Origin of the sequence: Streptomyces sp. H39-S7 (assembly GCF_027158205.1) — a bacterium.
Classification (GTDB): domain Bacteria; phylum Actinomycetota; class Actinomycetes; order Streptomycetales; family Streptomycetaceae; genus Actinacidiphila.
This window is the reverse complement of sequence record NZ_JAPVLU010000003.1, coordinates 240,066-253,235: the sequence shown is the minus strand read 5'-3', so window position 1 is coordinate 253,235 and position 13,170 is coordinate 240,066. Positions and strand designations below refer to the sequence as shown.

14 protein-coding genes and 1 pseudogene are annotated in these 13,170 nt (G+C 71.3%); 8 read left to right on the top strand and 7 right to left on the bottom strand.

Annotation, left to right across the window (positions count from 1 at the left end; all coding sequences use genetic code 11):
- Positions 1-27: 27 nt before the first annotated feature.
- From O3X23_RS04550 to O3X23_RS04540, 3 genes are read right to left on the bottom strand one after another with little or no spacing between them, the layout of a single operon-like run.
- Positions 28-450, bottom strand: a complete 423-nt coding sequence (locus tag O3X23_RS04550; RefSeq protein ID WP_269269782.1) for a spore germination protein GerW family protein — start codon at positions 448-450, stop codon at positions 28-30.
- A gap of 10 nt (positions 451-460) precedes the next feature.
- A complete protein-coding gene (locus O3X23_RS04545) occupies positions 461-1,633 on the bottom strand; it encodes a cysteine desulfurase family protein (protein ID WP_269269781.1) in 1,173 nt (390 codons plus the stop codon).
- Complete coding sequence (locus O3X23_RS04540; protein ID WP_269269780.1) at positions 1,630-2,304, bottom strand: ArsR/SmtB family transcription factor; 675 nt, start codon at positions 2,302-2,304, stop codon at positions 1,630-1,632. The genes O3X23_RS04545 and O3X23_RS04540 overlap by 4 nt, the downstream gene beginning before the upstream one ends.
- A 112-nt stretch (positions 2,305-2,416) precedes the next feature.
- Here O3X23_RS04540 and O3X23_RS04535 point away from each other — a divergent pair, with 112 nt between their 5' ends.
- Complete coding sequence (locus O3X23_RS04535) at positions 2,417-3,775, top strand: MBL fold metallo-hydrolase (protein WP_269269779.1); 1,359 nt, start codon at positions 2,417-2,419, stop codon at positions 3,773-3,775.
- The gene (locus O3X23_RS04530) at positions 3,772-5,055 is read left to right on the top strand and encodes an MFS transporter (protein ID WP_269269778.1); all 1,284 of its coding nucleotides are present in this window, start codon (positions 3,772-3,774) and stop codon (positions 5,053-5,055) included. The genes O3X23_RS04535 and O3X23_RS04530 overlap by 4 nt, the downstream gene beginning before the upstream one ends.
- 28 nt (positions 5,056-5,083) lie before the next feature.
- On the opposite strand, the pseudogene O3X23_RS04525 reads toward O3X23_RS04530, so the two are convergent.
- Together O3X23_RS04525 and O3X23_RS04520 are read right to left on the bottom strand one after the other, a co-directional pair.
- Positions 5,084-5,335, bottom strand: a pseudogene (locus O3X23_RS04525) (site-specific integrase); the annotation flags it as partial.
- Positions 5,336-5,406: 71 nt separating this feature from the next.
- On the bottom strand, positions 5,407-5,763 hold the full coding sequence (locus tag O3X23_RS04520; RefSeq protein ID WP_164295816.1) for an ArsR/SmtB family transcription factor: 357 nt from the start codon (positions 5,761-5,763) through the stop codon (positions 5,407-5,409).
- Between the two features lie 80 nt (positions 5,764-5,843).
- Between O3X23_RS04520 and O3X23_RS04515 the strand changes: the two genes are divergently transcribed.
- From O3X23_RS04515 to O3X23_RS04495, 5 genes are all read left to right on the top strand, one after another.
- Positions 5,844-7,019 carry a cation diffusion facilitator family transporter gene (locus O3X23_RS04515; protein WP_164295818.1) on the top strand — a complete coding sequence of 392 codons (1,176 nt, stop codon included), beginning with the start codon at positions 5,844-5,846 and terminating at the stop codon, positions 7,017-7,019.
- 125 nt (positions 7,020-7,144) lie between these two features.
- A complete protein-coding gene (locus O3X23_RS04510) occupies positions 7,145-7,612 on the top strand; it encodes a hypothetical protein (RefSeq protein ID WP_269269777.1) in 468 nt (155 codons plus the stop codon).
- 230 nt (positions 7,613-7,842) lie between these two features.
- Positions 7,843-8,397 carry a DUF305 domain-containing protein gene (locus O3X23_RS04505; RefSeq protein ID WP_331283877.1) on the top strand — a complete coding sequence of 185 codons (555 nt, stop codon included), beginning with the start codon at positions 7,843-7,845 and terminating at the stop codon, positions 8,395-8,397.
- Between the two features lie 78 nt (positions 8,398-8,475).
- Positions 8,476-9,693, top strand: coding sequence for a permease (locus tag O3X23_RS04500; RefSeq protein ID WP_164295823.1), 1,218 nt, complete (start codon positions 8,476-8,478; stop codon positions 9,691-9,693).
- A gap of 88 nt (positions 9,694-9,781) precedes the next feature.
- Positions 9,782-10,423, top strand: a complete 642-nt coding sequence (locus tag O3X23_RS04495) for a class I SAM-dependent methyltransferase (RefSeq protein ID WP_269269775.1) — start codon at positions 9,782-9,784, stop codon at positions 10,421-10,423.
- 259 nt (positions 10,424-10,682) lie between these two features.
- Here O3X23_RS04495 and murQ read toward each other — a convergent pair whose 3' ends face one another.
- Positions 10,683-11,624 (bottom strand): N-acetylmuramic acid 6-phosphate etherase, encoded by a 942-nt coding sequence (gene murQ, locus O3X23_RS04490; protein ID WP_269269774.1) that lies wholly within the window; start codon positions 11,622-11,624, stop codon positions 10,683-10,685.
- Positions 11,625-11,773: 149 nt separating this feature from the next.
- Positions 11,774-12,745: a MurR/RpiR family transcriptional regulator gene (locus O3X23_RS04485; RefSeq protein WP_443047754.1), complete on the bottom strand. Its 972-nt coding sequence runs from the start codon at positions 12,743-12,745 to the stop codon at positions 11,774-11,776.
- Positions 12,746-12,805: 60 nt separating this feature from the next.
- Here O3X23_RS04485 and O3X23_RS04480 point away from each other — a divergent pair, with 60 nt between their 5' ends.
- Positions 12,806-13,150: a hypothetical protein gene (locus tag O3X23_RS04480; protein ID WP_269269773.1), complete on the top strand. Its 345-nt coding sequence runs from the start codon at positions 12,806-12,808 to the stop codon at positions 13,148-13,150.
- The last annotated feature ends 20 nt before the right edge of the window (positions 13,151-13,170 follow it).

Sequence of the window (13,170 nt, the reverse complement as noted above, 5' to 3'; positions counted from 1 at the left end):
AGGGCAGCGTAGATCCGCTGCCGTGTGTCAGTGATGTCCACGCCTCCTCAGTGCGCGGCCGATCGCCGGGAGAGCTGATCCGGCCAGCAGGGCTGCCAGTGGGAGGACCACGTCGGTCCAGGGGTCGCGGATCGGCTTGTAGGTGGCCTTGCCGCCGGTGATTTCGATGAAGCCCAGAGGTTGCGTTCCGGCGCCGCCCCCGCCGCCCCCGCCTTCGGCGGACTTGGCGGCCCCCACCTCCCGTCCGGTGCCACCGCCGAAGCCGAAGCCACCGCGGGCGACGGGGATGACGGTGACGCCGTCGCGGGTGACCGGCTCGCCGAAGACGGCGGTTACCGAGGCCCGTGCGCCGAGGGAATCGGCGAGGCGTTCCAGCAGGGTAGCGGAGGCATGGGCGGCGCCCAGGTCCGCCACCGCGGCGGACGGCGGCGTGTCGTGTGGTGCGGTCATCTGGATCCTCCTACGGCCGGGCGGTGGTGCAGGCGGCGTCGGTCAGCAGCTTGACTGCCTGGTCGATGTCGCCGGTGGTGCTCCAGCGTCCCAGGGACAGCCGCAGGGCCGACAGGCCGCGGTCGTCGTCCAGGCCCATGGCGCTCAGGACCGGTGAGGGCCGGTGGTCGCCGCTGTGGCAGGCCGAGCCGGTGGAGGCGGCGATCTCGGGTACAGCGGCGAGGAGTTCATGGCCCCGAATGCCGTCGATGCTGATGTTCAGTGTGTTGGGCAGGCGGTTGTTGGTGGGGCCGTTGAGGTGGACGCGGCCGGGCAGTGCTTGGTTCAGGCGGGTGTGGAGGTCGTCGCGCAGTGCGGCGAGGCGGTGGTCGGCGCCATCGGCCAGTTCTTCGGCGGCGAGGCCGGCTGCGGTGCCCAGGGCGACGGCGAGAGCGACGTTCTCGGTGCCGGCGCGCAGGCCGTACTCCTGGCCGCCGCCGTATACCAGCGGTTCGAGCACTACCCCTTCACGGACATACAACGCTGCGGTGCCCTTGGGCGCGTACATCTTGTGCCCGACGACCGCCAGCAGGTCCACACCCAACACCCCGACGTCCAGCGGGATCTTTCCGGCGGCCTGGGCGGCATCGCAGTGGAAGAGTGCGCCGTGCTCGCGGGTGATGCGGGCCAGTTCGGCGATGGGCTGGAGCGCGCCGGTCTCGTTGTTCGCGGCCATGACCGTCACGAGGACGGTGCATGGGGTGAGCGCGGCCTGAAGGTCCGCCGGAGCGACGAGGCCGTGCCGGTCCACGGGCAGGTAGGTCACGTCGGCGCCGTGCAGGCGCTCCAGCGCGCGGCAGGTCTCCAGTACGGCGGGGTGCTCGGTGACCTGGGTGATGACATGCGGCCGGTCGGCCTTGGCGGCGAGAACCGCGCCACGGATGGCGAGGTTGTCGGCCTCCGAGCCCGAGCCGGCGAACACCATCTCCCCGGCCTCGGCGCCGAGAAGCGCGGCGACCTGTGCGCGGGCGCGGGCCAGGGCACGCTGCGGCTCGGCCGCGTAGGCGTGGCCACTCGACGGGTTGCCGAACCACCGTGCCAAGTACGGCTGCGCCGCCTCGGCGACGCGGGGGTCGACGGGGGTGGTGGCGTTGTAGTCCAGATAGACCGGCCCGCCGTCGAGGGCGCGATGGGCGGCGGTCACGCGGTGGCTCCAGTGGCCACGGGCAGCTCGGCGAGCCGCCATTCCAGCATCCCGTCGGTCAGCCGGACCGCGCGACGGCCGCGCGCGTGCAGCAGGCGGACGGCCTCGTAGGCGAGCACGCAGTAGGCGCCGCGGCAGTACGCGACCACTTCCACGTCGTCCGGCAGTTCCGCGATTCGGTCGGCGAGCTGATCGACGGGGATGGACAGCGCGCCGGGGACGTGACCTGCGGCGTACTCCTCGGCCGGGCGTACGTCCAGGACGACGACCGCACCCGACTCCACGCGGGCCAGCAGTTCCTCCCGCCCCACCTCCACCTCGGGCGCGTCATCGCTCCCCAGATAGGCCGTGCGCGCGGCCTCAACCCCGGCCTGGTGGCGCTGGGCGACCTGGCGCAGCAGGGCGTACAGGGCGGCGACGTCGTCTCCTGCCAGCCGGTAGTGGATGCGCACCCCCTCGCGGCGGGTCGCGACCAGCCCGGCCTGCTTGAGGGCCTGCAGATGCGCCGAGGCGGTGGTCAGGTTCAGCCCGGCCGCCTTGGCGAGCGCGTCGACGGGGCGCTCGCCCTGGGCGAGCAGGTCGAGCAGTTCCAGGCGCTTGCCGCTGCCCAGCGCCTTGCCGGTGGCAGCGAAGGCGTCGTACAGCGCCGCCTTGTTCGCGGGGTCTCCCATTTCATCCTCCATAAATCTATGGAATATTGTAGGAGAAGTGGGAGGGTGACGCCACCCCGTCCTCGGCGCCACTGCCGCGCGCTACGACCACTCCTCCGTTAGGAAGAAGACCATGGGCTTCGCCGACGACCACCTGATACCCCTGGTCGACGAGGGGCTGGGCAACAGCGCCTACCTCGTCGACCTCGGCGACGGCCGCGCCCTGGCCGTCGACGCCAGCCGCGATCTGCGCACCCTGCGAACAGCGGCCGACCGACGCGCACTGACGATCGCGTTCGCCGCCGACACCCACCTGCACGCCGACTTCCTGTCCGGCGCGGTCCAGCTCGCGGCCGACGACCAGGCCACCGTGCTGGCCTCCTCGGCAGGTGACCGCGCCTTCGCGCACACCGGGCTGGGCGACGGCGATGAGACCGATCTCGGCGGGCTGACGCTGCGGGCACTGGCCACCCCCGGCCACACCGAGGAGCACCTGTCTTTCCTGCTCCTGGACGGTGTCCGCGAACTGGGCGTCTTCACCGGCGGCTCACTGATCGTCGGCTCGGCCGCCCGCACCGACCTCCTGGGCGCCGACCGCGCCGAGGAGCTTGCCCGTGCCCAGTACCATTCGCTGCGCCGGTTGGCTGAGCTGCCCGATGCGACGGCGGTCTGGCCCACCCACGGCGCGGGCTCCTTCTGCTCCGCCCCACCCGGCGCCGAGCGCACCACCACCATCGGCGCCCAGAAGCAGGCCAATGCACTGCTGGCCGCACCGGATGAAGACACCTTCGTACGCGAGCTGCTGGCCAGCCTCGGCTCCTACCCGGCGTACTTCGACCGCCTGGGCGAGCGCAACCGGCACGGCCCCGCCATCCTCGGCGATACCCCCGCCCTCCCTGTCCTCACTCCTGCCGAGGTGCGGTCCTTGCTCGGCCAGGGCGGGCAGCTCGTCGACGCCCGCCCAGTGGCCGACTTCGCTGCCGGGCACATTCCCGGAGCGGTCTCCATCCCGCTGCGGGACCAGTTCGCCACCTGGCTGGGCTGGCTGCTGCCCGACGACGCACCGCTCGTCGTCGTCACCGCTCCGGGTCAGGACCTCACCGAGATCACCTGGCAGGCGTTGAAGATCGGCTACGAACACCTGGCGGGCCACCTGGAGATGGCGGCCTGGACCGCCGGCGGCGGCCAGGAGCAGACCATCGAACTCCTCACCGCCGACCGCATCGCCGACCGGCCGGTCCTCGACATCCGGCAGCACGCCGAACATGCCGCCGGGCACATCCCCGGCGCGGTCGGCATCGAACTCGGCGACCTCGCCGCGCGCGCCGACGAAGCCCCGGACAGTGCCGTGGTCGCCTGCGGGCACGGCGAGCGCGCCATGACCGCCGCCAGCCTGCTGCAACGCGCCGGACAACACGGACTCGCCGTCCTCGACGGCGGCCCCTCCGACTGGGCTGCGGCCACCGGTCGTTCGCTACAGGAGGGCGAGTGACCACCACCGCCCCCCATCACGGCGGCATCCGGCTCGGACTGCGCGCCAACCTCGCCCAGTTCACCCTGCTCGTCGCCGTCAACGCCCTGGTCGGCGGCATGCTCGGCCAGGAACGCACCGTCCTGTCACCGCTGGCCGAGCAGGTCTTCGGCCTCGACGGCTACACCGCCGCACTCACCTACATCCTGGCCTTCGGCGCCACCAAGGCCGTCACCAACTTCTTCGCCGGCACCCTGTCCGACCGCTATGGCCGCAAGCCCGTCCTGATCTCCGGGTGGCTGCTGGCCCTGCCGGTCCCCGCCATGCTCGCGTGGGGCCCCACCTGGGGCTGGATTATCGCCGCGAACATCCTGCTCGGCGCCTCCCAGGGCCTGGCCTGGTCCACCACCGTCATCATGAAGATCGACCTCGCCGGGCCCGAACGCCGCGGCCTGGCCATGGGCCTGAACGAAGCCGCCGGATACGGCGCCCTCGCCGCCACCGCCATGGCCACCGGCGCCATCGCCTCCCACTACGGCCTGCGCCCCGAACCCTTCCTGCTCGGCGCCGCCTACGCCGCCCTCGGCCTGGGCCTGTCCACCCTCGTCGTCCGCGAGACCCGCGACCACGCCCGCGCAGAGGCCGCACGCCACCCCGTACAGGACGCCGCCGTAACCGGGTTGACCACCGCCCAGATCGCCCGGCGCACCAGCTTCACCGACAAAGCCCTGTCCGCCGCCAGCCAGGCCGGCCTGGTCAACAACCTCAACGACGCCCTCGCCTGGGGCATCTTCCCCCTGCTCTTCGCCACCCACGGCCTGTCCATCGGACAGATCGGCGCCCTCGCTGCCATCTACCCCGCCGTATGGGGCGCGGGTCAGCTCCTCACCGGCTGGTGGTCCGACCGGATCGGGCGCAAACACCTCATCACCGCGGGCATGCTGATCCAGGCCGTCGCCATCGCCCTGGTCGCCACCGGCACCACCTTCGGCGTCTGGGCAGCCGCCCAGGTCCTGCTCGGTCTCGGCACCGCCCTGGTCTATCCCACCCTGCTCGCCGTCATCGGCGACGTCGCCCACCCCGCCTGGCGTGCTCGGTCCGTGGGCGTCTACCGGCTGTGGCGCGACGGCGGCTTCGCCGTCGGCGCCCTCCTCGCCGGTACCCTCGCCGACGCCTACGGCCTGACCACCGCCATCTGGGCCGTCGCCGCCCTCACCGCCGCCTCCGGCCTGACAGTCGCCGTGCGGATGTACGAGACCCACCCGCGACACTCCGGCACAGCAGAAGTCCGCGGCCGATAGAGGCTCTTCCAGGATTGCTCAAGACCGGTCACCGGCGGCTGTCGCCGGGGGCGAGCAGGGTGGTCACCTCAGCGATTGCCTTTGCCGACGGCTTGAAGTAGCGGCGGAGGTTCTCCGGCTTCTTGTGCCGGGACTTCGCCATCAGCATCAGCAGACTCGCCCTCGCCTCGCCGAGGTGGGTCAAGGAGGAGGGGCGGTATTCGTGCAGGTCCCAGCCGGTGCCGGGCCCGCGCACGGCGGTGTGCTCATCCAGCAGGGCGCGGGCCGTGTACGCCGACAGCAGGTGGTCAACGCAGGCGAAGGGGAGCAGACGGACATCTCCCTGTCGGCGGCGCAGCGCCCCTCACCCTGTCAGTCGTGGGGCGGGAGGTTGCCGAGCTGATGGTCGGCGGACCTGAGCACCTCGTCGACCAGGCGCTTGATGTGTCCGTGCGGCAGGGCGTAGATGACCCGGCGTCCTTCCTTGCGGGTGGTGACCAGCCCGGCCAGGCGCAGCCGGGCCAGGTGCTGGCTGACCGACGGCCGGGCCACGCCGCACGCCTCGGTGAGCGTCGTCACATCCGCCTCGCCCTCGGTCAGGTGATGCACGAGGGCCAGGCGGGTGCGGTCGGCCAGCAGCCCCAGGACCTCTGCGGCCACGGCATACCGCTCGCCTGCGGTGCGCTCCTGCGGGCCATGCGCACCTGATAGGTGCATGCGTGCAGTCATACGCACATGATGGTTGGATGGGCGGCCGGTGTCCAACCGGTCTGCTGTACGACCCCCTGAACCGGAAGGCGTGAGTTGCCGTGAGCGAGACGTGCCCGACCCCCGATCCTCACCGCGAGGACAAGCGTGCAGGCGCCTACGGGGGCGAGCACGCCACGGCGCACGGCGGCAACGGTCATGGACCGGCTGGCGGCCACAGCCACAGTCACGAAGACCACGGGCACCGCCACGACCATGGGCCTGGCCATGATCACGGGGAGGACGGGTCGGGCCGGTGGTCGCGGCTCAAGCACCGTCTCGCGCACGTGGTCACGCCGCACTCCCATGAGGCGGCGGACAAGGTCGATTCGGCGATGGAGTCCTCTGCCGAGGGCATGCGGACACTGTGGATCTCGCTGGCCGTGCTCGGTATCACCACGGTGCTCCAGGCCTTGGTGTTCGCGCTGTCCGGATCGGTGGCACTGCTCGGCGACACGATCCACAACGGCGCCGACGCGCTGACCGCCGTGCCACTGGGTATTGCGTTCATCCTCGGCCGTAGGGCGGCGACCCGCCGCTTCACCTACGGCTTCGGCCGCGCCGAGGACCTGGCCGGCATCGCCATCCTGCTCACCATCACCGCGTCGTCCGCCCTGGCCGCCTATACCGCCATCGACCGGCTGCTGAACCCGCAGGAGATCACCCACCTGCCGTGGGTCGCCGCTGCCGCGGTCGTCGGCTTCATCGGCAACGAATGGGTGGCCCGCTACCGCATCACCACCGGACGCAGAATCGGCTCCGCCGCTCTCGTCGCCGACGGCCTGCACGCCCGCACCGACGGCTTCACCTCGCTGGCCGTCCTGCTCGGCGCCGGCGGCGCCGCGATCGGCTGGCGGCTCGCTGACCCGATCGTCGGCCTCCTGATCACCGCCGCGATCCTGATGGTCCTCAAGGACGCCGCCAGGGAGGTCTTCCGCCGACTGATGGACGCCGTCGACCCCGCCCTGATCGACGCCGCCGAAGGCGCCCTGCGGGCCGTGGACGGCGTCCGCGATGTCGGGCAGGTGCGGATGCGGTGGATCGGCCACGCCTTGCGCGGCGAGGCCGACATCGTCGTCGACCCGCACCTGACCGTGGTGCAGGCACACGCCCTGGCGGTTGCCGCCGAGCACGCCCTGATCCACGCCGTTCCCCGGCTGACCGCCGCCACCGTACACACCGACCACACCACCGGCAGCGGCGACCCGCACGCCCTCCTGGCGCACCATGCGGGCTGACGCCCGAACAGGCCCGGGCTCTGGCCGCCGGGACGCGATCCCCGACACCAAGTACCCACCCGGGGTATGGTCGGAAGGTCGCGCCCCTCGGGGGCGCTCCACATGGTGAGAGAAGGGAACCGGCAGTGGCAGGCACCGGACAGGCGCGCAGACGGAGCATCGCCCGACTGCTGACCCTGTGCGCGGTGCTGCTCGGCCTGTTCCTCATGCACGGCGCACCGGCCACCGCGGCTGACGGCTGCCACGGCGCGATGTCCACCGCCTCGCCAACGGCGCACGGCCATGCCACCACCGCGATGAACTCCACGGCCCCCGAGGCCATGACGCCTGCACCGTCTACGGTGATGACACCTCCCGGCGCGCAGCAGCACGTTGCGGATGCGTCGGCGATGCGCGGCGCGATGTGCGTCTCGACTCCCGCTCGGGACCGGACCCCGCTGCCCGCTGGCAGCGCCCTCATGGTCGTCGTCGCAGTGCTGGCGGCCGGCCTTCTCGCGCACCGGCCGGTGCCCCTGGGCCGGCCGACGCGGCGCGGACCACCGCCACCAGGCGGGCGAAGTCTGCTCCTGACGGTGTGTATCGCGCGGACCTGAGCGGACCGCGCCGGAACCCGGATCTTCGACCGGGCCCGGCGACGTGTCCTGCCAGCTTCGCGCGCCCGCCCGGCGTGGTGCGCCCACCCGGAAAGACCACCATCATGTTCGCTGCCTCTCGTCCCACCGCCCGCCGCCACACCCTTGCGGCGACCGGCACCACAGCCGCCCTCGCGCTGGCCCTCGTGGCCTGTGGCTCCTCCGGCACCTCCACGTCACACAGTTCATCCATGCCCGGCATGAAACACAGCCAGGGCAGCAACACCTCCGCCCCGGCCACCCCGGGCGATGCGTTCAACGATGCGGACATCGCGTTCGCCCAGCAGATGATCCCGCACCACCAGCAGGCCATCGAGATGGCCAAGCTCGCCGACGGCCGCGCCGCCGACCCCGAGATCAAGGACCTGGCCACCGCGATCGAGAAAGCCCAGGACCCCGAGATCAAGACGATGACGCTCTGGCTGAAGTCCTGGGGAAAGCCGCAGCCCTCGGCCTCGTCGTCGATGGGTGACATGCCCGGCATGAATCACAGCTCCGGCGACTCGTCCGGCATGCCCGGGATGATGTCCGACAAGGACATGGCGGCTCTCACGGCCTCCCGGGGCAAAGACTTCGACAAGAAGTTCGCCCAGCTGATGATCGGCCACCACCAAGGCGCGGTCACCATGGCCAAGAACGAGCAGAGGCACGGCAACAACGCCGACGCGAAGAAGCTCGCCGACGCCGTCATCACGGCCCAGACCGCCGAGATCGAGAAGATGAACACCATCCTCGACCGGCTCTAACCACCGTACGGGGCCCGGGCCTTCCTCTACGTGAAGGCCCGGGGCCCGTCGACCTCCCTCCGCCCGGAAGGCATATGCGTGGACGCCGTCCTGCACGCCCTGTCGATCGCCGGTTCCATGACCTGGGAGATCACCTGGGCCCTCATCCTGGGCTTCGCCCTGTCCGCCGTGGTCCAGGCGGTCATTCGCAAGTCCACGGTTGTCACCCTGCTCGGGGACGACCGCCCCCGCACCCTGGCCATCGCTGCCGGCCTCGGCGCGTCCTCCTCCTCGTGCTCCTATGCCGCGGTGGCCCTGGCCCGGTCGCTGTTTCGCAAGGGCGCGAACTTCACCGCCGCGATGGCCTTCGAGATCGCCTCCACCAACCTCGTCGTCGAGCTCGGCGTCATCCTGGCGCTGCTGATGGGCTGGGAGTTCACCGCGGCGGAGTTCGTCGGTGGGCCCATCATGATCGTCGTACTCGCGGTGCTGTTCCGCCTGTTCCTGCGCGACAAGCTGCTGCGCCAGGCACGCGAGCAGGCCGACCGCGGACTGGCCGGGTCCATGGAGGGCCACGCCGCGATGGACATGTCCGTGCAGCGGGAAGGCTCCTTCGCCCGCCGTCTGCTGTCCGGTGAGGGCTTCACCTCGACAAGCCATGTCTTCGTCATGGAATGGGCGGCGATCCTGCGGGACCTGGTGATCGGCCTGCTCATCGCCGGGGCCATCGCCGCCTGGGTGCCCGACTCGTTCTGGAGCACGTTCTTCTTCGAGGGCCACCCGCTGGCGTCCAAACTGTGGGGGCCGGTCATCGGCCCGCTGGTGGCAATCGCGTCGTTCGTCTGCTCGATCGGCAATGTGCCGCTGGCGGTGGTGTTGTGGAAGGGCGGTATCAGCTTCGGCGGAGTCGTCTCGTTCATCTTCGCCGACCTGCTGATCCTGCCGATCCTCAATATCTACCGGAAGTACTACGGGGCGAAGATGGCCCTGTTTCTCCTCGGCACCTTCTACGTGGCCACCGTCATCGCCGGATACATCGTGGAGTTCACCTTCGGCGGCCTCGGCCTCATCCCCGACCAGGCCGACGCAAAACTCCCCACGGAAGGCATCACCTGGAACTACACCACCTTCCTCAACATCGCCTTCCTCTTCCTGGCCGCCGCCCTCCTTATCCGATTCCTGCGCACCGGCGGACGCGACATGCTCCGCATGATGGGCGGCGCACCCGCCACCAACGACGACCACCACGGGCACGACGACACCCACACCCAGGCACCACACAGCGGGAACCACCAAGGACACACCAACCATGGCTAACCCCTCAGCAACACCACCCGGGAATGGAGCCCAGCAACCCACCCCCGAGCCGCTCCCCGCACCGCCCCGCCGGTGCTCGACTGGACCCATGGGCCGCACCCTGCCGCGCGTCCTGCCCAGCCCGGACGGGAAACCGCTGCCACCGAGGGACACAGCGGATGCCTTCCGCTCCTTCGCCCGTGACCTGGCCACCGGCCGACGCCCCTGGACCGCTGCAGAAGCCACCTTTCTCGGCGGACTTTTCGACCAGCTCGCCGCAGACTGGGACAGCACCCAAGCCACCGGCCGCGACGACCCGCTCCGCGACGCCCTCACCCGCGGCGGACCCCTTCCGAACGGCCCCTGCCTGGAAATCGGTTCCGGCACGGGCCAGTTCACCCCGCTCCTCGAGACCGCCTTCCCTGCCGTGATCAGCCTCGACCTGTCCGAGCAGATGCTCCACCAGGCCGCCGGCCGCTCTCCGGCCCGCGTACGCGCCGACGCCGGCGCACTGCCCGTGCCCAACGCGTCGATTGCCGCTGTCGCGGCAATCGACATGCTCCTGTTCCCCGGCGAACTCGCACGGGTCCTGGCCCCGGACGGCCTGCTGTTGTGGATCAACCAGCTCGGTCAGGACGGGCCGCTGTACCTGCCCGCCGAAGACGTCGCCGCCGCACTCCCCGGCCACTGGCACACCACCGAAGCCGCCGCAGGATGGGGCAGCTGGGCCGTCATCCGACGCACCGGCTGATCACATGACAGCTACTTCCTGCAGAAGCCGTGACGGGCGATCCCTCTACGCATTTCGGGAGGGCTCGAAAGAGGACAAAAGGCTGTGCTGAAGGCGGTGCTTAAGCTGTGCACCGCACTGGCATAGCCAGTCATCAGGCCTGGTCAAAGGGTTGTGAAAACAACCCATCCGGTCGGCCGTAGCGGTAATCGCCTGAGGGCGGCATCCCCCACCGGGGGTGCCGCCCTCAGGCGTTTCCGTGCGTGCCGGGGAGCGGGCGTCAGGCGCCGGCCGACTCCAGGGCCGCGCGCAGATGGCCGTTGCTCTTCGCCAGCAGCCGCGCCGCCGTGGAAGCGTCCACCCCGGCCAGGATTGCCAGGACGGCGTGCTTGACCTCGCCGTCCGCCGCGGTCAGCGCCGCCTCGATCGTGGCGTCCGGCGCTCCCGTCGCCAGGGCGACGATCCGCCGGGACCGAGCCCGCAGCTTCTCGTTCGACGCCCGGACGTCGACCATCAGGTTCCCGTACGTCTTGCCGAGCCGGATCATCGTGATCGTCGAGAGCATGTTCAGCACGAGCTTCTGCGCCGTACCGGACTTCAGCCGGGTCGAACCGGTGAGCAGCTCCGGGCCGACCACGACCTCGATGCCGTGCGCGGCGGCCGCCGCGAGCGGCGAGGGCGAATTGCAGGACAGTCCGACGGTGAGCGCCCCCAGCGAGCGGGCGTGCTCGACGGCGCCGATCGCGTACGGGGTGCGGCCGGACGCCGAGACGCCCACGACGGTGTCGTCCGGGCCCAGCGCCAGGGCGTCCAGGTCGGCGGCGGCCAGCGCCTTGCTGTCCTCCGCACCTTCCACCGCGGTGACCATCGCGGCCGGGCCGCCCGCGATCAGGCCGACGACCTGCCCGGGTTCGGTGTTGAACGTCGGCGGGCACTCGCTCGCGTCGAGCACGCCGAGCCGCCCGGCGGTGCCCGCCCCGGCGTAGAGCAGCCGCCCGCCGCGCGCCATCCGCTCGGCGATGTCGTCGATGGCCGCGGCGATGGCCGGCAGCTGCGCGGCGACCGCGGCCGGGACGGTGCTGTCCTCGGCGTTCATCGTCCGGGCGATCTCCAGGGTGGACTGCCGGTCGATCTCGGCGAGCTCGGGCCGGAACGCCTCGGTGGTGAGGGTTTCCAGTTCCCGGCGCAGCTCGGTGTAATCGGAGTCGGTGGAGGGGGACATGCGGTTCGTACGTCCTTACGTGAAGCGGTGAGCCGCGGCGCCACGTCATCGCGTCACGGCATGGTGCTGCGTTCTGGGTGCTGTCTGCTAGGAGCTGTCTGCCACGTCCCGCGTTCCCTCGCGGGAGGGATTCCGGCGCCGCCGTTCCGTCAGGAGCGGGTGGCGCGCGGGCTGTGCCGGTGGGCCAGCGCCTCGTACGAAGCGGACAGGGCGGGTGCGGCGGTCTCGTAGGTGCGCTGCATGACGCCTATGAAGAGGAAGTCCACCACGAGGAGCTGGCTGGTCCTGCTGGACATCGCCGCAGGCCGCAGCTCGCTCTCCCGCGAGGTGGACGTGGTCAGCACGTGGTCGGCGTACTGGGTGACCGACCCGTCGGGACGGCCGGTGATCGCCACCGTCGTCGCACCCCGGTCGAAGGCGACCCGCAGCGGTTCGATGACGTCATGGGTGTTCCCCGAGTGCGTGATCGCGATCGCCACATCGCCGGGCCGCAGCTGGACCGCGTTGGTGATGGCCAGGTGCGGGTCGCCGTGCGCGTGGGCGATCAGTCCGATCCGCAGCAGTTTCTGGACCAGGTCCTGGCCCACCAGGCTGGACGCGCCGATGCCGAAGACCTCGATGCGGCGTGCCGCGGCGAGCGCCCCGACGACCGCTTCCAGCTGCGCCACGTCGAGCTGCGCGGCGGTGTCGGCGAGCGTCTGCTGCTCCTCGCGCGCCAGCTTCGCCACCACGTCGGTCAGCGGATCGTCGACGGCGATGTCCGCCGTCACGGCGGGCGGGACGCCTGCCGCCTGCTGGGCGGCGAGGGCGGCCAGCGCCAGCCGCAGATCGCGGTAGCCGGGGTAGCCGAGCAGGCGCGCGGTGCGGACGACGGTGGCCTCGCTGGTGCCCGTGCGCTGCGCGAGCGCGGTCACCGTGAGGTGCGCGCAGGCCGCGGGGTCGTTGGCCACGGCCTCCGCCACCCGCTGCATCGAGCGCGTCATCGACGGCCCGACCGTACGGACGATTGCCGCCAGCGTCCCGGGGTCGGGGCTCTTGGCGGGCACGGCGGCGGGGGCGGCGGACGCGTCACGCGATGGCCGTGCCCGCGGGGGGAAAGTTTCCTTCACGCTGTACGTCACATCGTGAAAGATATTTTCAGTCCGGTGGGGCGTCAAGGGGACAGCAGGCAGAATGGACGGATGGATCGTGATCTCGAAGGGGCCCTGCACGGTGCGCGGGCGCTCATCCTCGCCGACCTCGCCGCCCGGGACGTCGCCGGCCCGGACGTCGTCTCCCTGGTCGAGAACGCCGTCGCGCAGCGGCGCTGGTGGGTGGAGCAGTGGCCCGAGGGCTGCGAGTTCCTCGCGGGGCTCGTCGCCCAGGACGTCCAGGACGCGCTGCTGTCGCGCTTCGGACGCTGGCCCCTGTGCCCGCTGTGCGAGGAGCCGCACGGACTCGCCGTGGAGCCCGAGCTCGGGCCCGATCCGCACTGGGTCTGCGAGACCGCGGGGGCGGTCGTCGCCCCGGTCGGCGGGCTGAGCTGACGATGGTGGCCACCGGAGAT